The following is a 22,381-nucleotide window of genomic DNA, read 5'->3' as shown; positions in this document are numbered from 1 at the left end:
CACAAGCTGTCGCCCCACTGTAAATTTTGTCGCAAGGCCGGTAGAATCGACGGCTTTCCGTACAACCCCGTGGAGTGATGGCATGGCGGACGTAAAAAAGGTCGTACTGGCGTATTCCGGCGGCCTTGATACTTCGGTGATTCTCAAGTGGCTGCAGGATACCTACAACTGTGAAGTGGTGACCTTCACCGCTGACCTTGGACAAGGCGAAGAGGTCGAACCGGCCCGCGCCAAGGCCCAGGCCATGGGCGTCAAGGAAATCTACATCGATGACCTGCGCGAAGAGTTCGTACGCGACTTCGTGTTCCCGATGTTCCGCGCCAACACCGTCTACGAGGGCGAGTACCTGCTGGGTACTTCCATCGCTCGTCCGCTGATCGCCAAGCGCCTGATCGAAATCGCCAACGAAACCGGCGCCGATGCCATTTCCCATGGTGCCACCGGCAAAGGCAACGACCAGGTCCGTTTCGAACTGGGTGCCTACGCCCTCAAGCCAGGCGTCAAGGTCATCGCGCCATGGCGTGAATGGGACCTGCTGTCCCGTGAAAAACTGATGGACTACGCCGAGAAGCACGGCATCCCGATCGAACGTCACGGCAAGAAGAAGTCGCCGTACTCGATGGACGCCAACCTGCTGCACATCTCGTATGAAGGCGGCGTGCTGGAAGATACCTGGACCGAGCACGAAGAAGACATGTGGCGCTGGACCAAGTCGCCAGAAACCGCTCCGGACGTTCCGACCTACCTGGAACTGACCTACCGCAACGGCGACATCGTTGCTCTGGACGGCGTTGAAATGTCGCCGGCCACGGTGCTGGCCACCCTCAACCGCATCGGCGGCGAGAACGGTATCGGTCGTCTGGACATCGTCGAAAACCGTTACGTCGGCATGAAGTCCCGCGGCTGCTACGAAACCCCGGGCGGCACCATCATGCTGCGCGCCCACCGGGCGATCGAGTCGATCACCCTGGACCGCGAAGTCGCTCACCTCAAAGATGAGCTGATGGTCAAGTACGCCAGCCTGATCTATACCGGCTACTGGTGGAGCCCTGAGCGTCTGATGCTGCAACAGATGATCGACGCTTCGCAGGTCAACGTGAACGGTGTCGTGCGCCTGAAGCTGTACAAAGGCAACGTCATCGTCACCGGCCGCAAGTCCGACGATTCGCTGTTCGACGCCAACATCGCCACCTTCGAAGAAGATGGTGGCGCCTACAACCAGGCCGACGCAGCGGGCTTCATCAAGCTCAATGCCCTGCGCATGCGTATTGCTGCGAACAAGGGCCGCAAGCTGGTCTGAGGCTTGTTGTGCAGAAGAACCCCGGCCTGTGCCGGGGTTTTTTTTGCCTGAACATTAGTGTGCCGGACCATTCAACGGCCGCGTCAGCAACACGGTTTGCCTGCCGCTATCGAGGTTGCACAAAATCCATTTGCTGTCCGGTGCGGGCGGGGATTTGAGTGCGTGCAAGGCGAAGTAGCTTATCAAGTCGGCCGCTGCCGGGCCGCGCAGCGCAATCGTGACGGTAGTGCATCCGCTATTAATGGCGGATGCATTCGCTGTTTCGATTGCTTTCGGAGTTTCTATGGGGCGGTCGGCTGGAGTATCAACCGGACTGGAAGTAACAAGGGCGGGGGCTGGAGACTCAAGAGTAGTTTTTGCATCGGCAGTGTCAGGTGCTGGAATAACGCCTGGTGTCGGTTCGTTCAACTCAGGTGAGTAAAGCGATTTGTAGTTGAAGTTAAGGGTCAGGAAGAACAATACCGTGAGGAAGAACGGAAAGCCCACCAGGAACCAGGTATAAATACCCTGGCTGTCTTCACCCAGAAATGGCAGCGAGGCTAGCGCCGAGGCTTCGATGATGCCGGCGAAAATCGCAATGATCGTCAAAGGGCTTTTCGGCTCGATTTTGCTCATCCAGGATTCCCATGTGCCCACCGGGGCAAGTTCGCAGTGACTGCGAGGTTTACATGGGCTGCGCCATGCCAGGCAGCATGCTGTGTTTCTCGGTTGGGTAATGTGTCCAATACGGACATGTAACGATTATACACAAATTGCAATATGGTTTTATCAAACAAGTCTATAGGACATTTCCTTCAGGTAATAAGGCTGGGTTTTATAGGTTATTTTATTCTCTGGTGCTACCGTGATAGAGAAAGTTTTGTACGGCCTTTACACGGTCTGCAATTACCAGCGAGGTGTTGATTCCTTAAAGAATTATTGGTATTTCCCGCTTGTAGGATAATTCTTTAATGGTTGTAGGTTGTGTCCTTGTGTGCATTTGCTTGTTAATGGCGCAATACAATATGTCGTGTAACTAGGCTATTGTGCTGGCTCAAAACAATAGAACAGCGAACAATTGGATTTTGCCCATGAATAAAGTCCTGATCGTGGATGATCATCCGGTCATTCGCCTGGCTGTACGCATGTTGATGGAGCGGCATGGTTATGAAGTCATTGCCGAGACGGATAACGGCGTGGACGCATTGCAGCTGGCACGCGAGCATGGTCCGGATATCGTTATCCTGGACATCGGCATCCCCAAACTTGACGGCCTTGAGGTGATCGCCCGGCTGACCGCCAACAATGCCAGCATCAAAGTGCTGGTATTGACCTCGCAGGCGCCCGGGCATTTTTCCATGCGCTGCATGCAGGCAGGGGCTGCGGGCTATGTCTGCAAGCAGCAGGACCTGACCGAGTTGCTTAGCGCTATCAAGGCAGTGCTTTCCGGGTATAGCTACTTCCCCAACCAGGCGCTGCATTCGGTTCGCTCGAACCTGGGCGGCGCCAGCGAGGCGGACATGGTCGAGCGTTTGTCAGGCCGGGAGATGATGGTGCTGCAGCAACTGGCCCGCGGAAAAACCAACAAGGAGATTGCCGATGGCATGTTCCTCAGCAACAAGACGGTGAGTACCTACAAAACGCGATTATTGCTCAAACTCAATGCTCGCTCGTTGGTTGACCTGATCGAACTGGCCCAGCGCAACGGGCTTGTTTGAAATGCCCAGAAACAACAAAGCCTCCATCAAGGAGGCTTTTGTGATCTGTCGGTATCGATCCTTCAGAGGTCGAAGTCGTAATCGGCCAGCTGTTTTTGCAAGCGACGCTCTTCCAGCAGGTTGTCGATGGTGCGGCGTTTGCTCAGGTTGGTTTTCGCCACTTCAACCGGGACCTCGTCGTCTGCGTCTTCAGTGACGATGTCATCATCTACAACCAGGTCTTCTTTATCGGTGCTCATAAGTCACTCCAAGCCAAGAGGGCCATTGGCGCACCTTATAGCGAGAAATTTTGACCGGGTAAAAAAGATTTTTTCAATCGACCAAGCTGTCTTTTCACTATCGGCTCAATCGTCCGAAGTTTTCTGCTTGTACTCGCACAAATCTTCGATCCGGCAACTACCGCAACGGGGTTTGCGCGCCTGGCACACATAGCGCCCGTGCAGGATCAACCAATGGTGGGCGTCAAGCAGGTACGGCTTGGGCACGAACTTCATCAAGGCCTTTTCAACTTCCAGAACGGTCTTGCCCGGGGCAATGCCGGTGCGGTTGCTGACCCGGAAAATATGCGTATCAACGGCCATGGCCAGTTGCCGAAAGGCGGTGTTGAGCACCACGTTGGCGGTCTTGCGGCCAACCCCGGGTAGTGCTTCAAGCGCTTCTCGGGTTTCTGGTACCTGGCTGCCATGTTGCTCCATCAGCAGGCGACAGGTTTCGATGACGTTTTTCGCCTTGCTGTTGTACAGGCCGATGGTCTTGATGTACTCCGACAGGCCGTCAACACCCAGGGCATGGATGGCTTGCGGGGTATTGGCGACCGGGTACAGTTTGGCCGTGGCCTTGTTCACGCTGACGTCGGTAGCCTGTGCCGAGAGGATGACCGCAATCAGCAGTTCGAAAGGACTGGTGTAGGCCAGCTCGGTTTTCGGCTCGGGGTTGTCTTCATGCAACCTGCGAAAAATTTCCAGGCGTTTGGCGGCATTCATGGGGTCAAAGTGTTCCTTGACGACGGGAAAGGGCTCGCCGTTGGCAAACCCGGTTATACAGGGCGAGTATCAGGCCCAGAAGGATCAAGGCGCCGGGCAACATGCCGGCCAGGCGCAGGTTGGCAAACTCACTGAGCAGCTGGCGCGTGAACCCCGCGGCCATGCACAGCGCAGCAAATGCTGCCAGTGTGGTAGCTGCGGTACGCCAGCGGGCACTGTTACCCAGGGCCAGCTCGAACAGCAGGCATTGTACGGCGATCAATGCCGGATAGCGGCCCAGCTCCAGTGCCAGCGGCAGGGCCCAGGCGCGCAAGCCTAGCTCAAGGCAGGTGACCAGCAGGGCGGCCATCAGCACGCTTGCGAACAGGCGGGCGTCAGCGTCCAGCTGTTTGCGCAGGGGTGTCATGCACAGACGGTGCAGGCCGACGGCCAGCAGGCTTAACAGCGCCATGGTGCTGGCCTGCAGCAATGTCTGGGTGGCGCCCAGCACGGGCGCCAGGCTTATTGCAGCGAGCCATTGCCTATTCATCCGCACCTGCGCTTAGCAACTGTTGGCGATGCTCGTCGAAATAGCGCAGGGCATCGTGGGTGGCTTGAATGACGGCGCGGGAGGTGACGGTGGCACCGGCCAACTGATCGAACTGGCCGTTGTCACGCTTGAGCGCCCAGGCTGAATCAGGCGTTTTTTGCCGGCTGTTGCCGACAAAGCCTTGCAGCCAGGTGTTGCCGGGTTCCACCAGCTTGCCGCCCAGGCCTGGCGTCTCCTGTTGTTGCAGCACCTTGACGCCGATCAGGCGACCCCCCTCATCAATGGCAATCAGCAGGTCCAGCGGGCCGCCGTAACCCTGGCTCTGGCTGTGCAGCACAACGGCGCTCGGCTGGCCTTTCAAGGTTGCCAGATAGCCTGCGAGCAGCCGGCTGTGGTCCAGGTTGGTGGCGCCCAGAGTCAGGGGCTGTTGCAGCGGTTGGTTGTCGTAGGCCTGCTGCGCCAGCACGCTCAGCCAGCGTTGGGCCTTGAGTTGCTGCTCGGCGGCAGTGATGCGCGCGGTGGTGAACTGTTGCCAAAGCACCGTACCACCCACGGCCAGCACGGCAAGGCTCAGTAGCAGGGCGGTGGTGCGAATCGACGAGGTGCTCATGATGTTTGCCCGCGTTCTGCCCAGCGCTCCAGGGACGGAACACAAAGATTCATCAGCAGGACCGCGAAGGCGGCGCCGTCGGGGTAGCTGCCCCAGGTTCTGATCAGGTAGATGAGCAAGCCCGCGCCGACGCCAAACAGCAGCTTGGCCTTCGGGCTTTTCGCTCCTGAAACCGGCTCGGTGACAATGAAGAACGCCACCAGCATGGTTGAACCGGACAGCAGGTGCAGCAACGGCGAGCCGTTTGAGTCCGAGCCCGAGCCGTTCCAGCACAGCAGGCTGGCCACGAACAGGCTGGCCAGCAGGCCGAGCGGCGCATGCCAACTGATGACCTTGCGTTGCACCAGAAGCAAGCCGCCGAGCAAAAAGGCCAGGTTGACGAATTCGCTGCCGCGACCGCCAAGGTGGCCGAAGCCTGGATGACTGGCGAACAATTCATCGATGGTCAGGCTGCGGTTGTTGCGCAGGCCGTCGAGTACCGTGGCTTGCGCCCAGGCGTCGGGCTGGTTGCCCAAATCAAGGCCGAACACTTGCTGCAGCGTGTCGGTCAGGCCCAGCACCTGGGTGACCGGCCACTGGGTCATGTGCTGCGGGAACGACAGCAACACCAGCGCATAGCCGAGCATCGCCGGGTTGAACAGGTTCTTGCCGACGCCGCCGTACAGTTGCTTGCCCAGGGCAATGGCACTGCTGGCGGCAATTGCTGGCAGCCACCAGGGCGCGTAGGCGGGCAGTGCCGCTGTCAGCAGCACCGCAGTCACCAGGGCGCTGCCGTCGTTCAGCGCCGGCAGGCCTGGCCGTTGTTGCAGTCGCAGCAGCGCCGCTTCAGTCGCCAGCGCCGCAACGGCGCACAGCAGCAGGTTCAGCAGCAGCCCCCAGCCATGCAGCCACAGCAGGGTCAGCAACCCGGGTGCGCTGGCCAGCAGCACCATGGCCATGGTGCTGCGCAGGCGCTCGCTGCTATCAGCCGTGGCCATTGGCGGCCGCCGGTTGCAGTGCTTGCAGGCGAGCCTGGGCCTGTTGCGCTTCGTGCTCAAGTTCAGCCAATTGTGCTTGCTGGGCCTGGTTCGGCGCCTCGCCAAAGGCGCTTCGGGCCTTGCTCAGTTGCGCCCGGCTCATGGCGGCGGCGATTTTTGCCTGCTTCAGCGCTGCATCGGCGGCCGCGGCTTTCTGCGCCTTGACCCGTTCGATGGCGGCCTTGATCGGGTCGTCGACAGTGGCGCCCGGCGTGGTGATTGTGGCAGTGGCCGCACGCTGGCTGCGGGCCAGGCGGTCGGCCTGCTTGCGGGCTTCTTCGCGCTGCAGGCGGTTGTTGCGCTGCTCGAAGCGCCGCCGCGCCTGGTTACGTTTGTGGCTGCGGGCCTCGAGGGTCTGGGTGTCTTCGGCCAGGCCACCGACAATCGGCACGATGTTGCTGTTGGCGGTCAATGGCAGCAGGTCGATGCAGTCCACCGGGCACGGTGCCACGCACAGGTCGCAGCCGGTGCATTCGGCGCTGATCACGGTGTGCATCAGCTTGGCGGCACCGATGATGGCGTCCACCGGGCAGGCCTGGATGCATTTGGTGCAGCCGATACATTCGGCTTCACGGATATAGGCGACTTGCGCCGGTGCACGGCCGCGCTCGTGGTCGAGTTCGATCACCGGCACGTGCAACAGCTTGGCCAAGGCTGCGATGGTTTCGCCGCCTCCGGGTGGGCATTTGTTGATCGCTTCGCCCGCCGCCAGGCCTTCGGCGTAAGGCCGGCAACCAGGATGGCCACATTTGCCGCATTGGGTCTGCGGCAACAGGGCGTCGATGCGTTGAATCAAGCTCATGGGTTGAATAGTCCGTTGAATCCGAGAAACGCCATGGCCATGATCCCGGCGCCGATCAGCTCGATCGGCAGGCCGCGAAAGGCCAGGGGGATGTCATCGTGGTCGCTGCGCTGGCGCAGGTCGCTGAACAGGCCCAGGGCCAGCCAGAAACCCAGGCCACCGCCCAGGCTCCAGCCCAGGGTTTGCAAAATCCCATAGCTGCCTTCACTGGCTTGCAGGCTCAAGCCTAGCAGCGCCAGGTTACCCACCATCAGGGGCAACAAACCGTCGAAGGGCAGGGTTGGCAGCAGGCGTGTCAGCACTGCGAGCAGCGGCTTGATCGGTAACACGCACAGCGCCAGGAACACGAACAGGCGCAGGTATTCAAGCTGCAGGGGCAGCAACGCCAGGTGATAAATCAGTTGCCCAAGCCCGACCGCCACTACCAGCGACACCAGGGTCGCCAGGCCCAACGCATGCACCTGGCGCCGATCCGGATCGGTGTCGCTGCGCAGCAAGGGGTCGATGGCCAGCCCCTGGTGCAGGACCAGGTTATTGATCAGCGCAGCGCTGACCAGGGCCAGGAAGAATTCGCTCATGAGGGGGCCGAATGCTGAGGCTGTCCGCCATTATCCGGCAATGACGCGAAGATGAGAACGCCCCGGCCGCAATCGGCCGGGGCGTGAGCCTTACTTGATGCGCTGGCCCGGCTTGGCGCCGCTGTCAGGGCTGAGCAGGTAAATTTCTTCACCGCCGGGGCCTGCGGCCATGACCATGCCTTCGGAGATGCCGAAACGCATTTTGCGCGGCTTGAGGTTGGCGATCATCATGGTCAGGCGACCTTCGAGCTTGGCCGGGTCCGGGTACGCCGACTTGATGCCGGAGAACACGTTGCGTTGCTCGTCACCGATGTCCAGGGTCAGGCGCAGCAGCTTGTCGGCGCCCTCGACGGCTTCGGCCTTGAGGATCAGGGCCACCCGAAGGTCGACCGCGGCGAAGGTGTCGAAGTCGATCTCGGCCGACAGCGGATCCTTGGCCAGTTCGCCATTGCCGGTGACAACGCTGGTCTGGCTGGCGGCCAGGTCTTCCTTGGAAGCGGCGGTCATGGCTTCGACCTTGGCCGGGTCGATGCGGCTCATCAGCGCCTTGAACGGGTTGAGCTGATGGTTGCTCAGGCGGGTCTGGTGATCGGCCCAGGTCAGTGGCGCGACATTGAGGAACGCCTCGGCGTCGGCGGCCAGCACCGGCAGCACCGGCTTGAGGAAGATTACCAGCTGGCGGAACAGGTTAATGCCCTGGGCGCAGATCGCCTGGACTTCGTCCTGCTTGCCTTCCTGCTTGGCCAGCGACCACGGCGCCTTGTCGGCGATCCAGGCGTTGGCGCGGTCGGCCAGGGCCATGATTTCGCGCATGGCACGGGCAAAGTCGCGGCCTTCGTAGGCTTCGGCAATACCCGGGGCGGCAGCGAGGAAGGCCTCGGTCAGTTCCGGTGCGGCGTCGCCGGCCACCATGACGCCGTCGTTACCCTTGTGGATGAAGCCTGCACAGCGGCTGGCGATGTTGACTACCTTGCCAACCAGGTCGGAGTTGACCTTCTGGATGAAGTCTTCAAGGTTCAGGTCGAGGTCGTCGACGCCGCGGCCCAGTTTGGAGGCGTAGTAGTAACGCAGGTATTCCGGCGCCAGGTGATCCAGGTAGGTGCGGGCCTTGATGAAGGTGCCGCGCGACTTGGACATCTTCGAACCGTTGACGGTCAGGTAGCCGTGCACGTTGATGCCGGTCGGCTTGCGGTAGCCGGCGCCTTCGAGCATGGCTGGCCAGAACAGGGCGTGGAAGTTGACGATGTCCTTGCCGATGAAGTGGTACAGCTCGGCTTTCGAATCCTTGTTCCAGAACGCGTCGAAGTCCAGCTCCGGGCGGCGGGCGCACAGGTTCTTGAAGCTGGCCATGTAGCCGATCGGGGCGTCCAGCCAGACGTAGAAGTACTTGCCCGGCTCGTCGGGAATCTCGAAGCCGAAGTACGGCGCATCACGGGAGATGTCCCATTCCTGCAGGCCGGCATCCAGCCATTCGGCGATCTTGTTGGCCACCGCGTCCTGCAGGGTACCGCTGCGGGTCCACTGCTGGAGCATGGCCTGGAAGTCTGGCAGCTTGAAGAAGAAGTGTTGCGAATCCTTGAGCACCGGGGTGGCGCCGGAAATCGCCGACTTGGGGTTCTTCAGCTCGGTTGGTGCGTAGGTGGCGCCGCATTTTTCGCAGTTGTCGCCGTACTGGTCTTCAGCCGCGCACTTGGGGCAGGTGCCCTTGATGAAGCGGTCGGCCAGGAACATTTTTTTGTCCGGGTCGAAATACTGGGTGATCGAGCGGGTAGCGATGTGCCCGGCGTCACGCAGCTTGAGGTAGATCTGGCTCGACAGTTCGCGGTTTTCTTCGGCGTGGGTCGAGTGGAAGTTGTCGAAGTCGACCAGAAAGTCGGCGAAATCCCCGCTGTGCTCGGCCTGGACGGCGGCAATCAGTTGCTCGGGGGTGATGCCTTCTTTCTCGGCGCGCAGCATGATGGCCGAGCCGTGGGCGTCGTCAGCGCAGACATAAATGCACTGGTTGCCGCGAAGCTTCTGGAAGCGCACCCACATGTCTGTCTGGATGTACTCGAGCATATGGCCAAGGTGAATGGAACCATTGGCATAGGGCAGGGCGCTGGTGACGAGAATCTGACGTGGCTCGGACATGGGGGCTCGGCTACTTTTTTCGGCTACTTGAGATGAAACGGTGATCGGCCACTATAAAACGCCGGGAAATATATTTCACCCCATGGACGTATCTGAAGAGGGATGACGGGTTAGCATAGTGGTCTGTTTTGCTCAGTCTTTATCACGGGAGTCTCCATGAGTGCCGTCACTCGCGCAGCCGTCGAAGCCGTTCTTCGCCAGTACACCGACCCATACCTGAACCAGGACCCGGTCAGCGCCGGCTGTGTCCAGGCCATTGATATCCAGGGCGATCGCGTCAGCGTGCAGCTGCAACTGGGCTATGCCGCCGGCCTGTTCAAAAATGGCTGGGCGCAGGTGCTGCAAACGGCTGTCGAAGGTCTCGACGGGGTTACCTCGGCGCGGGTCGAAATCAACTGCGTGATCGCCGCACACAAGGCCCAGGCGCAGATCCCGGGCCTGGCCAACGTCAAGAACATCATCGCCGTGGCCTCCGGCAAGGGCGGTGTCGGCAAATCGACCACCGCCGCCAACCTGGCCCTGGCCCTGGCTCGCGAAGGCGCGCGGGTAGGCATTCTCGATGCCGACATCTATGGCCCGAGCCAGGGCGTGATGTTCGGTATCGCCGAAGGCACCCGCCCGCAGATTCGCGAGCAAAAGTGGTTCGTGCCGCTCAAGGCCCACGGTGTCGAGGTCATGTCCATGGCTTTCCTGACCGACGACAACACGCCGATGGTCTGGCGCGGTCCGATGGTCTCCGGGGCCTTGCTGCAACTGGTGACCCAGACCGCCTGGGACGATCTCGACTATCTGGTGATCGACATGCCGCCTGGCACCGGCGACATCCAGCTGACCCTGGCGCAGAAAGTCCCGGTGGCCGGCTCGGTGATCGTTACCACCCCGCAAGACCTGGCGCTGCTTGACGCCAAGAAGGGCGTGGAGATGTTCCGCAAGGTCAATATCCCGGTGCTGGGCGTGGTCGAGAACATGGCCGTGCACATCTGTTCGAACTGCGGCCATGCCGAGCATCTGTTCGGTGAGGGCGGTGGCGAGAAGCTGGCGGCGCAGTACGGTGTCGAACTGCTGGCCTCGTTGCCGCTGTCGATGCTGATCCGCGAACAGGCCGACAGCGGCAAGCCGACGGCGATTGCCGAGCCGGAAAGCCAGATCGCCATGGTCTACCAGGAGCTGGCCCGTCAGGTCGGTGCACGGATCGTGTTGCAGGAAGCGGCGGCGCCGGCGATGCCGAATATCACTATCAGCGAGGACTGAGGTGATTTTCGCGGGGCAAGCCCGCTCCTACCGTAGGAGCGGGCTTGCCCCGCGATGAGGTCAAAATCCAGGGCATAAAAAAAGCCCCACCTGTTAAGGGCGGGGCTTTCTTCAAGCTGTAAAGCGGAAGTTAGATAACTTCTACTTCTTCAGCCTGCATGCCTTTCTGACCGCGGGTAGCGATGAAAGAGACCGCTTGGCCTTCTTTCAGGCTTTTGAAACCGTCAGCTTTGATGGCTTTGAAGTGTACGAACAGGTCGTCACCGGATTGTGGGGTGATGAAGCCGAAGCCTTTTTCATCGTTGAACCACTTAACGGTACCGGTTTGGCGATTGGACATGGTCTGTCTCCTTGGACAAAGTTAACTACGACTCAGGAAACGCCCTGGCCGAGACTGAGTGCAAAGAGGCAGAAAATTCATGAAGATGGGTTGATCGAAATCTTGCATCAGGTAGATATTCTCAGTGACACGTGCAGCACAGTGGCGTCACCTTAACCCTTTTTCCAGAACGTGCCAATGGTCTTGTGACGCTTTCTCATAATTCATGACTGACGGTGCCTCGCGCTCCCGTGCAGGCCCCGTGGTACGGGGATCCGACGGTTGATGCTGCATGGAACTTTGAACCCGGCGCCGGGCCCGGTAAGATGCGCCACAGAATTTTTTCACCACGCAATTTCAGGACACCCCGCCATGAGCATCAAATCGGACAAGTGGATTCGCCGCATGGCGCAGGAACACGGCATGATCGAGCCGTTCGTCGAGCGCCAGGTGCGCGGTGAGAGCGACAACCGGCTGATCTCCTTCGGCGTCTCCAGCTACGGCTACGACGTGCGCTGCGCCGACGAATTCAAGGTGTTCACCAACATCAACTCGGCGACCGTCGATCCGAAAAACTTCGACGCCGGCAGCTTTGTCGACGTCAAGAGCGACGTCTGCATCATCCCGCCGAACTCCTTCGCGCTGGCCCGCACCGTCGAATACTTCCGTATCCCGCGCAACGTGCTGACCATCTGCCTGGGCAAGAGCACCTACGCCCGCTGCGGCATCATTGTCAACGTCACCCCGCTTGAGCCCGAGTGGGAAGGTCACGTGACCCTGGAGTTCTCCAACACCACCACGCTGCCGGCGAAAATCTACGCCAACGAAGGCGTGGCGCAGATGCTCTTCCTCGAATCCGACGAAGAATGCGAAGTGTCCTATAAGGATCGTGGCGGTAAATACCAGGGCCAGCGCGGCGTTACCCTGCCACGCACCTGAGGCGACAAGGCGAGGGAATTCCTTGCCTGCGGCGTACTCCAATGAGTTGAATTGTTCCGCCCGGCAACACGCCAGGCGGACGTCAACCAGGAGCCGCCCATGAAACTCGACCCGACCATCAGTGCCAAGCTGGCCGTGCTGCAGCCCAACAGCGTTGGGATGTTGGCCTGGTCGCTGCTGGCCCATCCGCACCCGCACATCCTCCACGCAGGCGGCGTGCCCGGTCAGCCTGATCCAGACACGCCTATCCCTGCACAGCCGGGTGATACCCCGCCGATGGAGCCGGGTGAGCCCACTCTGCCTGACGAGCCGCCACCGGCCCCCGTCGCCTGACTGCTACTTGAGGTTGCCGCTGAGAAACTGACGCAGGCGTTCGCTTTTTGGATTGCCCAGTACCTCGTCCGGCGGCCCTTGCTCCTCCACCAACCCCTGGTGGAGGAACATCACCTGGCTCGCCACCTTGCGTGCGAAGGCCATTTCGTGGGTCACCATGATCATGGTCCGGCCCTCTTCGGCCAGGCCCTGAATCACCCGCAACACTTCGCCGACCAGCTCCGGGTCCAGCGCCGAGGTCGGCTCGTCGAACAGCATGACTTCCGGCTCCATGGCCAGTGCCCGGGCGATAGCCACCCGTTGCTGCTGGCCGCCGGAGAGAAATGCCGGGTATTGATCGGCCACCCGCGGTGCCAGGCCGACTTTGTCCAGGTAGCGCCGGGCGCGTTCTTCGGCCTCGTGCTTGCTCACGCCCAGCACCCGTCGCGGCGCCATGGCGATGTTGTCCAGCACGCTCAGGTGGCTCCACAGGTTGAAGTGCTGGAACACCATGGCCAGGCGCGTGCGCAGGCGCTGCAGCTCGTCCGGATCGGTGACGTGCAGGCCATGATGGTCCTGGGTCATGTGCACCGGCTTGCCATCGAGGGTCATGCTGCCTTCGTTGGGTTGCTCGAGGAAGTTGATGCAGCGCAGGAAGGTACTCTTGCCCGAGCCGCTGGCGCCGATCAGGCAGATCACGTCGCCGGTCCTGGCCTTGAGCGATACGCCCTTGAGCACATGGTGCTCGCCGTAGCGTTTGTGCAGGTCTTCGATGGTCAGTTTGTACATGCGCAGGCTCTAAAGGTAAGGGGTCAAGGCGACAGCAGGTAGCCGCTGCGGTAGGCCTGGTTGCCTGCCACATGGGCGATGACCATGCCGGCGGTGGCCATGCGCCGCAGCGAGCGGGCATAGAGCAGGCCGGGCTGGCTGTTGCGCACCGGGGTGACCCGGTCGCTGAGCGGGTCGATAACTTCGGCGATCAGTTGGTCGGCCTGCAGGTACTGGCCCGGCTTGGCGTGGAACACCAACAGGCCGCCCAGCGGCGTTGCCACCGGTTCCACCCCGGCCAGCGGCGTTGCCGGGTAGCTGAGGGCGGGCAAGGTGGCAGGTTCGCCTTCAATGGCGCCGTAACGGGTCAGGTACTCGAGAATCGCCGTGCAGTCCTGTTCCGCCAACGGATGGCTGACATCGCCCTGGCCACGCAATTCGACGGTCACCGAAAAGCTGCCCTGGGGGATCGGGAACTGCTTGGCGAAGCGCTGCTGCAATTGCCACCAGACCAGGGTGAAACATTCATCGAAGGACTGCCCGCCCGAGTCGGTGGCCAGCAGGCTGGCCTGGGCGCCCAGGTAGCGCGACAGCGGTTCGACCTGCGGCCAGGCTTCGGGCGTGGTGTACAGGTGCGCCACGGCTTCGAAGTCGCAATGCAGGTCGAGCACCATCTCGGCGTCGCAGGCCAGGCGCTGCAGGGTCAGGCGCTGGGATTGCAGCGGGGTGTGGGCAGCATGGGCATCCAGGGCGCGGCGCAGGCTTTCGCGGATCAGGGCAATGTTGTGCTGCGGGTCCTGGGTCAGGTGATCGGCAATCTGGTCGCCGATCTGGTCGCTCAAGTCAACGAAATGGCGGTTGAAATTCTCGCCGCTTTGCAGCTCGTAACGGCCCAGCGGCACATCCATCAGTACCTGTTCCAGGCCTACCGGGTTGGCGATCGGCACCAGCACGATTTCGCGGCGCAGCAGGCCCTGGGCCTCAAGTTCGGTCAGGCGTTGCTTGAGGTGCCAGGCCACCAGCATGCCGGGCAGTTCATCGGCATGCAGCGAGGCCTGGATGTAGATTTTGCCGGCGCCGCGGGGGCCGAAGTGAAAGCTGTGGATCTGGCGGGCAATGCCGGGAACCGGTGCCAGAATGTCATGAGTCGAGTGATGCATATCAGTCCTAGTGTGTCGGTCCTAGAAAAGCCAGCCAGCGACGTTCGGCGATGCGAAACAGCCCTACCAGGGCGAAGGTCACGCACAGGTAGATCAGCGCGGCGATGCCGAACGACTGAAAGGTCAGAAATGTGGCCGAGTTGGCGTCGCGGGCGACCTTGAGGATGTCCGGCACGGTGGCGGTGAAGGCCACCGTGGTGGAGTGCAGCATCAGGATCACTTCGTTGCTGTAGTAGGGCAGCGAGCGGCGCAGCGCCGACGGCATGATGATATAAGCATAAAGTTTCCAGCCGCGCAGGCCATAGGCCTTGGCGGCCTCGACTTCACCATGGTTCATGCTGCGGATCGCCCCGGCGAAAATCTCCGTGGTGTAGGCGCAGGTGTTGAGGGCAAAGGCGAGGATGGTGCAGTTCATCGCATCGCGAAAAAAGCTGTCGAGCAGCGGCTGCGCGCGCACCGCTTCCAGGCTGTAGATCCCGGTGTAGCAGATCAGCAACTGGATATACAGCGGCGTGCCGCGGAACAGGTAGGTATAGAACTGCACGGGCCAGCGAACCCAGAAGCGCGGCGAAACCCGCGCAATCGACAACGGGATCGAAACCACGAAGCCAATCGCCAGGGCTGCGGTGAGCAACCACAGGGTCATGGCCAGGCCGGTGATGTGGGTGCCGTCGGTGTAGAGGAAGGCGCGCCAGTATTCCTGCAAGAGCTCGATCATCGGATGGCCTCCCGGGTGCCGACGTTATAGCGCCGTTCCAGCCAGCGCAGGGCGACGTTGGAGGCGCTGGTGATCAACAGGTAGATGAACGCCGCGACCACCAGGAAGTAGAACAACTGGTAGCTGCTCTTGCCGGCGTCCTGGGCGGCCTTGACCAGGTCGGCCAGGCCGATGATCGACACCAGAGCAGTGGCCTTGAGCATCACCATCCAGTTGTTGCCGATGCCGGGCAGGGCGAAGCGCATCATTTGCGGAAAGACCACGAAGCGAAAGCGTTGCAGGCGCTTGAGGCCGTAAGCAGTGGCCGCTTCGACCTGGCCGCGCGGCACGGCGAGAATTGCGCCGCGAAAGGTTTCGGTGAAATAGGCGCCGTAGATGAAGCCCAGGGTGATGACCCCGGCGGCGAACGGGTCGATCTCGATGTATTCCCACTCCATGGCGTCGGTGAGGCTGGTCAGCCAGGTTTGCAGGCTGTAGAAAATCAGCAGCATCAGCACCAGGTCAGGCACGCCGCGAATCAGCGTGGTGTAGGCCTGGGCGATCAGGCGTAGCGGGCGCAGCGGCGAGAGCTTGGCACTGGCGCCGAGCAGGCCCAGGCCAACGCTGACCAGCAGCGACATGAAGGACAGTTTGAGGGTCATCCAGGTGCCCTGCAGCAGCAAGGGGCCGAAGCCCTTCAAGCTGAATGCCGAGAGCCCCAGGAACTGCAGCAGGTCTTCGAACATGAAGCGAACCTATGCCAGTGGACGCGATCATGCGGGAACCGGCGTTTGCCGGTTCCCGCAGTGGTTATTTGCCGCTGTAGAGGTTCAGGTCACCGAAGTGCTTTTTCTGGATCGTGGCGTAGGTGCCGTCGTCGTGTAACGCTTTGATACCTTTGTTCAGGAGTGCCTTGAGCTCAGTGTTACCTTTTTTGATACCGACTGCGGTCTTGGACGGCAGCAATTCGCTGTCGACCGGCTCACTGACTTCATAGTCGGCGCCTTGTGGCGACTTGAGAAAGCCCAGTTCGGCCTGGAGCATGTCCTGGATCGAGGCATCCAGGCGTCCGGAGGTCAGGTCGGAATAGACCTGGTCCTGGTTCTGGTAGGCCTGGGTCTTGACCCCGGCCTTGTCCAGCACGGCCTTGGCGTAGGCTTCCTGGATGGTGCCTTGCTCGTAGCCGACAGTCTTGCCCTTGAGCGAGGCCGGGTCGGCGGTCAGGCCTGCACCTTTTTTGAACACCAGGGCGGTAGGGCCGGAAAACAGCTCGCTGGAGAAATCGATGACTTTTTCCCGGGCCGGGGTAACGGTCATCGACGAGATCACACCGTCGAACTTGTTGGCCTTGAGCCCCGGAATCATGCCGTCAAAGTCACTTTCCACCCACTTGCACTTGACCTTGAGCTCAGCACAGATGGCATTGCCCAGGTCGATGTCGAAGCCCACCAGGGAACCGTTGGCGGCTTTCGATTCGAACGGTGCATAAGACGGATCGACGCCGAAGCGCAGCTCCTTGTATTCCTTGGCCAGGGTGTTCCCCGCAGCCAGACACAACGCGAGTGCGGAAAGCGTCAGCCATGCTTTTTTCATTGTGTGTCCTTGGATTCGCAAAGTGTTGGGGTGGCAAAGGGCCGTTACCGGTCGATGCCAGACAACACAGTGATAGCAAGTTTCACACCATATTCCAGGCCAGCCCCACATTCAGTGGGAGCAGGCCTTGCCAGCGAGGGGCCGCAGCGCGGCCCCGAACAGCCTCAGTATCGCGCATCCACCGGCTTGCCGCCGTTGGGCCAGTCCTTGACCTTGTCCGGGAAGTCCGGCCGTGGCTGTTGCGAGAACCAGGCCGCGACGTCCACTGCCTCCTGGTCACTCAAGCCGCCCTGGCCCAGGGGGAATTTCTCGTGAAAGCCGATCGGCATGTTGCGTTTGACGAACGCTGCGGCGGTATAGGTGCGGGCCATGCCGGCGCCGATGTTGAACGACTGATCGCCCCACAGCGGCGGGTACACCAGGCTGCCGTCTTCTCGGGCCAGGCCCTCGCCATTGCTGCCATGGCACACCGCGCACTGCTCGGCATACACCTGCTTGCCGTTGTCCAGGTCTGGCTTGATCGCCGTGTCGATCTTGCCGACCCCGCGCCCGGCCACCTTGTCGCCCGGCTGGGTGTTCATCTTCATCCAGTCGAAATAGGCCACCATCGCCTGCATGTCCGCCGATTGCGGCGGTATCGGCTTGCCGTTCATCGAACGCCGGAAGCAGCCGTTGATGCGCTCTTCAAGGGTGACTTCCTTGCCCGCCCGCGGAGCGTAGCTGGGGAAGAACGCCGAGACGCCGACAAACGGCGAGCCGTCGGCCACGGTGCCGGCGTTGAGGTGACAGCTGGTGCAGTTCAGCGCGTTGCCGACGTTGTCCGGCAACAGCTCGCGGGTTTGCAGGTGCAAGCGCATGCCGCGGATCACCTGGTCGGCGTTGGCTGCGGCGAGCAGGTTGGCCAGGCGCGGGGTTTCAAAGGCGCTGGAGTCGGTGGTCTGCGGATTGAGCTGGTCACGCAGGGTTTTCACCTGCTTGGCAGTGATCGGCGAGCTGTTGTTGCCCCAGCGACCGCGCACGAAGGTGAGGATCTCGGCGATCTCTTGATCGGCCAGGCGGGCGAAGCCGGGCATGGTGTAAACCCGTGAATGGGTGGCGGTTTGCGCGGTTTCCCAGCCGGTGAGGGTGATGTGCAGCAGCGAGGTCGGGTTGGTCGAGGCGATGCTCGGGTTGCCGGCCAGTGGCGGGAACAGGCCCGGGACCCCACGCCCGTCCGGGCGGTGGCAATCGCTGCAGAACTGGGTGTAGCCCAGGCCGCCGCGGCTGCTGAACAGGTCAACCGGGGCGACGGCTGCGGCCAGCGGGATATCCGGCATCGGCAGGTCATCCTTGCCCGGCGGCAGCGATTTCAGGTAGCTGGCGATGGCCACCAGGTCGCCGTCGCTGAAGTGCTGGGTACTGTGATGAATGACGTCGGCCATGTTGCCCGACACCGTGGCGAAGCGGTTCTGCCCGGTCTTGAGCAATTGCACGGTGTCTTGCACGGTCCACAGGTTGCGCAGGCTCAGGGCCTGCCAGTGCTCTACGGTTTCACCGGCGAGGAAGTGCTTGCCGCTGCGGCCGGCGTCGCTCATGGCCTTTTCCTGGAAGGCGATGCCGCGTGGGGTATGGCAGGCACCACAATGGCCCAGGCCCTGCACCAGGTAGGCGCCCCGATTGAGCACTTCGTCCTTGGCGGGATCGGGCTCGAAGGGCTCGCTGTCGACGAAGGCGAAGTTCCACAGCGACAGGCCCCAGCGCATGTTGAACGGCCAGCTCATGTCCGCTTCCTGGTTGGACTGGCTGATCGGCGTCACGCCCTGCATCAGGTAGGCGTACAGGGCGCGCATGTCCGCTTCGCTCATTTTCGCGTAGGACGGGTAGGGCATTGCCGGGTACAGGTTGGTGCCGTCCGGGGTCACGCCTTCGCGCATGGCCTTGTCGAACTGCTCGAAGCTGTAGCGGCCGATGCCAGTGTCCGGGTCGGGGGTGATGTTGCTTGAGTAGATGGTGCCCATCGGCGTTTTCAGCTGCAGGCCACCGGCCATTTCCGGTGCTTGCGGTGCGGTGTGGCAAGCAATGCAGTCGCCGAGCTGGGCGATGTATTTGCCTCGGGCAAGCAGTTCGCTGTCGGCCGCCGCTGCCGGGGGCGGTTCGCTGGCGAATACGGAGATCGAGAACACGGTCGTGGCCACCAGGGCCAGACGGGAGAAGGCAGATGCCATTGCATTATTCCTTTAGTCACCTGGCCTGGGGTGGTCCCCTGGGCGCAGGGCTGCAATCGTTTTTATGGTTCATCAGGCAGAGGCAGGTAACGAAACCTGCCTCAGTTTCGTTGTAAGGGATTTGTCGGCGGGGGCTGTTGATATGGATCAGCGCAGCCGGCATTGCACCGGCTGCGCGTGCGGATTGCGCGGTTTTACCTGCCCGGTACCAGGGTCAGGCGCTTGTTGCCGTAGGCGCGGTCGAAGTTTTGTGGTTGCAGCGGCAGGCTCATGTAGCGGCCCTTGAACCAGGCATCCAGGCCATCGGCAAAGTGCGGGCTGGCCGGGTTGCCGGACTGGCCGCTACTGCTTTGCAGTTGCAGCGGTTCAATCTGGCCGAAGTCCACCACCATGCGCAGCGACGGTGCCAGTTGTGCGTTGAAGTCCTTGCCCCAGGCGTAGGGCGCAAGGTTCAGGGTGCTGTGGTCGCCGCCCGTGGCCAGCGGGCCGCGACTGACCGCGTCACCCAGGCCATGAAAAGTCGGCGCCGGCCAGCGGTACTGGTGCAGTTTGCCCCATTGCCAGGCGCGCTGATTATTGCCCAGTTGCGCTTCGCCGGCAGTGATTGCTGCTGCCAGGCTGCGGGCGAGAATGGCCGGCTTGTCTTCTTTTTGCGCGGTGTTCTGATCGTCCCAGAACGGGCTGTCTTCGCGGCCGAGCAAGTGGTCGGCCTGGGCCGAGTACGACAGCCGGGCGTTACCGACAAAAGCCTGCCAGCTCGGGCTGGATTCAGGGCCGAGCTCGTCGAGGAAGGTCAGCTTGGCGCTTTCCTGCAGGAACAGTTGGTACAGGGCGGCATCTGCCGAGGTGGTGCTCAGTCGGCCGTCGAAGGCCATCAACCGGGTGTAGGCTTCGCGTGCCTTGGTCCGTTGCTCGGCAGGCAGGGCGTCGATTGCCTGCTTCAGCGGTTGGGCCATGCCGGGGGCTTGGAACATTTTCTTCAGCTTGTCGGCAAACAGCGTGGTCTGGTCGCTTTGCATCAGCATCAGGCTGCGGCTGTCGTGCTTGCCGTTGCCGGCCAGTTGCGCCAGGCGCTCGGCACGCTCGGGGTAGTACCAGCTGTTGGACAGCTGCATGCCATAGCCTTTGGGCACGCTGCGCTGGTTGGCATTGCCGATCCAGCCTTGGGGCGGGTCCTGGTCGTAGGGGTGGAGCATCGGGTCGGCGTAGCCGTCCCAGTCGTAGCGACCGTCCCAGCCCGGCGACGGCAGCAGGCCCTGGCCCTCGCGGCGGTTGGGGAAGCGCCCGCTGACCTGCCAGCCGATATTGCTGGCGTCGGCAAATACGAAGTTCAGCGCCGCAGCGCCAATCTCGCGGGTGTTGTCGAAGGCGCGCTCGACATTCTGCGCCCGCGACAGGTTGAAGAACGCATCCAGGCTCTGGTCGCCCTTGAGCTCGGGCATGCGCAGGGCCAGGCCCAGGCTGGCGTTCTGCGGCTGGCCGAGCAGGGTGCCGTGGCGGGTGTCGTACAGGGTTTCACGCAGCGGGCGCTGGCCCTTGATGAAGAAGGTTTCGTTGCGGGCCTGGGCTGGCAGCCATTTACCGTCGGCCTGGTACATCAGGCGGCTGCCTTCCTTGCGCAGTTTTTCCAGGAACAGGTCCTGGTTGTCTGCCATCACCGCGCTGGCGCTCCAGGCCAGCTTGCCGTTGTAGCCTGAAAGCACCAGCGGCAGGCCGGCGATGGATACGCCAGCGGCCTGGTACTTGGGCGAACGGATCTGCACCGGGCTCATCGCCCAGGCACCAAGGGTATCGCTGGCCATCAGGCTCTTGCCGCTGCGGCTGCGCTGCGGGGCAATCGCCCAGTTGCTCGAGCCGGCGCTGCCGAGCAGGTTGAGTGCGGCCAGTTGCTCGCTGACTGCGGTCAACGGTGCCAGGCCCGCGAGCTGGGTGTTCAGGTTCAGGCCTTTGAGCTTGTCGGTTTCGCTCAGCGCCAGCGGTTCGTCAGGGTAGCTTGGCAGCAGCCAGGCCAGTTTGTCGGTACCGACTTTTTGCGCCAGGCCCAGGGCTGCGAGTTCTTCCTGCAGGTTGACCGACTGGCTGAAGTTGTACAGGCAGAAGATCAGCGCCGAGTCCTCGGGCTTCCAGTATTCCGGACGGTAGCCGCTTTGCGCCAATGGTGCCGGCAGCTTGTCGCGGTAGCGGAACATATAAGCGTTGACGCCACGGGCATACACCTCGAAGAAACGCTTGAGGCGTGGCGAGGCATCGGCATACAGCTGGTTGGCGCTGGCCTTGAGGTTGGCCGCGCGCATCAGGCGGTCGACTTCCAGCACGTCGGCACCGGCCATTTCCGCCAGCCGGCCTTGAGCCAGCAGGCGCATGCCAACCATCTGCCCGATGCGGTCACCGGCGTGGATATAGCCCAGGGCGAACAGCGCGTCGTGGAAGTTGTTCGATTCGATCAGCGGCATGCCCAGGGCGTTGCGGCGCACCGACACATTCTGTGCCAGGCCTTTGAGCGGTTGCACGCCCGTGGCAGGCAGCACGCTGTCGCGCTGGCCGGCCATCTGGCAGCCACCCAGGCTGAGCAGCCCGAGCATCGCAGCGACTACGCCGAACCGGGGGGTAAAAGGGGGAAGGGCTGGCGCGGCCATGATCAGGCTCCTGCAGGGCGTGGCGGTAAAAGGCGCTACGTTAGTGAGCGCGATCACACCATGCAAGCGGGGCGCAGCCTTTATTTTCACCAGCTGACGAGGCGTCGGGCCGGCAGGGGAGCTAGCGGTCGCGCCGGCGTACTGCGCAAGCGCCGACCACTAGCAAAAGGCCGCGATCAGGCGCCGTGGCACTTCTTGAACTTCTTGCTGCTGCCGCATGGGCACGGATCGTTGCGGCCGACGTCCTTCAGGGCGTTGCGCACCGGCTCCTGGTGGCCGTGGTTGCAGTGCGGGCCGTGTACATGGCCATGGTCATGGTCGTGATGATCATGATCGTGGTTGCAGTCAGGGCCATGGACATGGGGTTGCTGGGTCATCTTGGGTTACTCCGGAATAAGATCGCCGGGAATTATCTCACCACTGCGCGACAAGTGCAGGTCGCGGGCGAAGAATAATCCGCTGCTCATCTCACCTTCCAGGCGATAGCGCAGTGGGCCTTCGCTGCCTTTGAGCAGTTTGGCCAGGGGTTTGACCTGCTGCCAGAGGTTGGTGCGCACCGGGATCTTGAAGATGCGCCGCGCGTGCGGGCCGACACTGCGCCACAGGCTGGCCTCGCCTTCGGTCAACGGCAGGTCGTTGATCAGCACCTTGTAGCCCAGGTAACGGATGAACAGGCGGCTGTCGTTGGGGTTGTCGACCTGGACATGCAGTACGAATTCCTGCTGCAGCAGGCGCATCTTCAGCGGTTCAACCTTGAGCAGATGCACCTGTGGGTCCTGGTAGTCGCTGTCCAGCCAGCTGGCGCAGCCCGCCAGTTGCAGGAGCAGAGCGCTGATCAGCAGCAGGCGGGCCATCAG

General features: G+C 61.9%; 23 protein-coding genes and 1 pseudogene. 5 read left to right on the top strand and 19 right to left on the bottom strand.

Annotated features, from left to right (window positions below):
• Window positions 1-82 precede the first annotated feature (82 nt).
• The gene (locus tag ACZ9A3_RS17755; RefSeq protein ID WP_038999115.1) at window positions 83-1,300 is read left to right on the top strand and encodes an argininosuccinate synthase; all 1,218 of its coding nucleotides are present in this window, start codon (window positions 83-85) and stop codon (window positions 1,298-1,300) included.
• Between the two features lie 54 nt (window positions 1,301-1,354).
• On the opposite strand, the gene ACZ9A3_RS17750 is transcribed toward ACZ9A3_RS17755, so the two are convergent.
• Window positions 1,355-1,915 (bottom strand): hypothetical protein, encoded by a 561-nt coding sequence (locus tag ACZ9A3_RS17750; RefSeq protein ID WP_476252957.1) that lies wholly within the window; start codon window positions 1,913-1,915, stop codon window positions 1,355-1,357.
• Window positions 1,916-2,370: 455 nt separating this feature from the next.
• Between ACZ9A3_RS17750 and ACZ9A3_RS17745 the strand changes: the two genes are divergently transcribed.
• Window positions 2,371-2,997 carry a response regulator transcription factor gene (locus tag ACZ9A3_RS17745; protein WP_045197743.1) on the top strand — a complete coding sequence of 209 codons (627 nt, stop codon included), beginning with the start codon at window positions 2,371-2,373 and terminating at the stop codon, window positions 2,995-2,997.
• A gap of 62 nt (window positions 2,998-3,059) precedes the next feature.
• Here the strand turns inward: ACZ9A3_RS17745 and ACZ9A3_RS17740 are convergent, their stop codons facing one another.
• From ACZ9A3_RS17740 to metG, 8 genes and pseudogenes are all read right to left on the bottom strand, one after another.
• Window positions 3,060-3,236: a PA3496 family putative envelope integrity protein gene (locus tag ACZ9A3_RS17740; protein ID WP_045197746.1), complete on the bottom strand. Its 177-nt coding sequence runs from the start codon at window positions 3,234-3,236 to the stop codon at window positions 3,060-3,062.
• A 105-nt stretch (window positions 3,237-3,341) separates the two neighbouring features.
• Window positions 3,342-3,980 (bottom strand): endonuclease III, encoded by a 639-nt coding sequence (gene nth / locus ACZ9A3_RS17735; RefSeq protein ID WP_093380141.1) that lies wholly within the window; start codon window positions 3,978-3,980, stop codon window positions 3,342-3,344.
• Between the two features lie 4 nt (window positions 3,981-3,984).
• Window positions 3,985-4,509 (bottom strand): Rnf-Nqr domain containing protein, encoded by a 525-nt coding sequence (locus ACZ9A3_RS17730; protein WP_045197749.1) that lies wholly within the window; start codon window positions 4,507-4,509, stop codon window positions 3,985-3,987.
• Entirely contained in the window at window positions 4,502-5,119 is a 618-nt protein-coding gene (locus tag ACZ9A3_RS17725; protein WP_045197751.1) for an RnfABCDGE type electron transport complex subunit G, read from the bottom strand. Before ACZ9A3_RS17725 ends, ACZ9A3_RS17730 begins: the two co-directional genes overlap by 8 nt.
• Window positions 5,116-6,096: an RnfABCDGE type electron transport complex subunit D gene (locus ACZ9A3_RS17720; RefSeq protein ID WP_093380146.1), complete on the bottom strand. Its 981-nt coding sequence runs from the start codon at window positions 6,094-6,096 to the stop codon at window positions 5,116-5,118. Before ACZ9A3_RS17720 ends, ACZ9A3_RS17725 begins: the two co-directional genes overlap by 4 nt.
• A 4-nt stretch (window positions 6,097-6,100) precedes the next feature.
• A pseudogene (gene rsxB, locus ACZ9A3_RS17715) lies at window positions 6,101-6,937 on the bottom strand (electron transport complex subunit RsxB); the annotation flags it as partial.
• The gene (locus ACZ9A3_RS17710; protein WP_045197758.1) at window positions 6,934-7,515 is read right to left on the bottom strand and encodes an Rnf-Nqr domain containing protein; all 582 of its coding nucleotides are present in this window, start codon (window positions 7,513-7,515) and stop codon (window positions 6,934-6,936) included. The pseudogene rsxB and the gene ACZ9A3_RS17710, both read right to left, overlap by 4 nt.
• A gap of 90 nt (window positions 7,516-7,605) precedes the next feature.
• Window positions 7,606-9,645 carry a methionine--tRNA ligase gene (gene metG / locus ACZ9A3_RS17705; RefSeq protein ID WP_045197760.1) on the bottom strand — a complete coding sequence of 680 codons (2,040 nt, stop codon included), beginning with the start codon at window positions 9,643-9,645 and terminating at the stop codon, window positions 7,606-7,608.
• Between the two features lie 156 nt (window positions 9,646-9,801).
• On the opposite strand from metG, the gene apbC reads away from it, so the two are divergent.
• Window positions 9,802-10,896: an iron-sulfur cluster carrier protein ApbC gene (apbC, locus tag ACZ9A3_RS17700; protein ID WP_045197762.1), complete on the top strand. Its 1,095-nt coding sequence runs from the start codon at window positions 9,802-9,804 to the stop codon at window positions 10,894-10,896.
• A 130-nt stretch (window positions 10,897-11,026) separates the two neighbouring features.
• On the opposite strand, the gene ACZ9A3_RS17695 is transcribed toward apbC, so the two are convergent.
• Window positions 11,027-11,236, bottom strand: a complete 210-nt coding sequence (locus tag ACZ9A3_RS17695; RefSeq protein WP_010221054.1) for a cold-shock protein — start codon at window positions 11,234-11,236, stop codon at window positions 11,027-11,029.
• A gap of 351 nt (window positions 11,237-11,587) precedes the next feature.
• On the opposite strand from ACZ9A3_RS17695, the gene dcd reads away from it, so the two are divergent.
• Both dcd and ACZ9A3_RS17685 read left to right on the top strand, forming a co-directional pair.
• Complete coding sequence (gene dcd, locus ACZ9A3_RS17690) at window positions 11,588-12,154, top strand: dCTP deaminase (RefSeq protein WP_028943496.1); 567 nt, start codon at window positions 11,588-11,590, stop codon at window positions 12,152-12,154.
• Window positions 12,155-12,253: 99 nt separating this feature from the next.
• The gene (locus ACZ9A3_RS17685) at window positions 12,254-12,487 is read left to right on the top strand and encodes a hypothetical protein (protein ID WP_045197764.1); all 234 of its coding nucleotides are present in this window, start codon (window positions 12,254-12,256) and stop codon (window positions 12,485-12,487) included.
• 3 nt (window positions 12,488-12,490) lie between these two features.
• Here the strand turns inward: ACZ9A3_RS17685 and ACZ9A3_RS17680 are convergent, their stop codons facing one another.
• From ACZ9A3_RS17680 to ACZ9A3_RS17640, 9 genes are all read right to left on the bottom strand, one after another.
• On the bottom strand, window positions 12,491-13,255 hold the full coding sequence (locus ACZ9A3_RS17680) for an ABC transporter ATP-binding protein (protein ID WP_045197766.1): 765 nt from the start codon (window positions 13,253-13,255) through the stop codon (window positions 12,491-12,493).
• A gap of 23 nt (window positions 13,256-13,278) precedes the next feature.
• Window positions 13,279-14,394: a succinylglutamate desuccinylase/aspartoacylase family protein gene (locus ACZ9A3_RS17675; protein ID WP_093380152.1), complete on the bottom strand. Its 1,116-nt coding sequence runs from the start codon at window positions 14,392-14,394 to the stop codon at window positions 13,279-13,281.
• A gap of 7 nt (window positions 14,395-14,401) precedes the next feature.
• Complete coding sequence (locus tag ACZ9A3_RS17670; RefSeq protein WP_038999132.1) at window positions 14,402-15,112, bottom strand: ABC transporter permease; 711 nt, start codon at window positions 15,110-15,112, stop codon at window positions 14,402-14,404.
• Window positions 15,109-15,837, bottom strand: coding sequence for an ABC transporter permease (locus tag ACZ9A3_RS17665; RefSeq protein WP_093380154.1), 729 nt, complete (start codon window positions 15,835-15,837; stop codon window positions 15,109-15,111). Before ACZ9A3_RS17665 ends, ACZ9A3_RS17670 begins: the two co-directional genes overlap by 4 nt.
• Before the next feature lie 64 nt (window positions 15,838-15,901).
• A complete protein-coding gene (locus ACZ9A3_RS17660; RefSeq protein WP_476252956.1) occupies window positions 15,902-16,684 on the bottom strand; it encodes a transporter substrate-binding domain-containing protein in 783 nt (260 codons plus the stop codon).
• A gap of 164 nt (window positions 16,685-16,848) precedes the next feature.
• Window positions 16,849-18,888, bottom strand: a complete 2,040-nt coding sequence (locus tag ACZ9A3_RS17655; RefSeq protein WP_476252955.1) for a c-type cytochrome — start codon at window positions 18,886-18,888, stop codon at window positions 16,849-16,851.
• A 194-nt stretch (window positions 18,889-19,082) separates the two neighbouring features.
• A complete protein-coding gene (locus tag ACZ9A3_RS17650) occupies window positions 19,083-21,524 on the bottom strand; it encodes a penicillin acylase family protein (RefSeq protein ID WP_476252954.1) in 2,442 nt (813 codons plus the stop codon).
• Between the two features lie 176 nt (window positions 21,525-21,700).
• On the bottom strand, window positions 21,701-21,901 hold the full coding sequence (locus tag ACZ9A3_RS17645; RefSeq protein ID WP_010221064.1) for an SEC-C metal-binding domain-containing protein: 201 nt from the start codon (window positions 21,899-21,901) through the stop codon (window positions 21,701-21,703).
• A gap of 6 nt (window positions 21,902-21,907) precedes the next feature.
• Window positions 21,908-22,378, bottom strand: coding sequence for an LEA/WHy family protein (locus ACZ9A3_RS17640; RefSeq protein WP_258594645.1), 471 nt, complete (start codon window positions 22,376-22,378; stop codon window positions 21,908-21,910).
• Window positions 22,379-22,381 lie beyond the last annotated feature (3 nt).

The sequence above is a fragment of the Pseudomonas sp. TE4620 genome, assembly GCF_056279045.1.
This window is presented reverse-complemented; position numbering and strand designations above follow the sequence as displayed.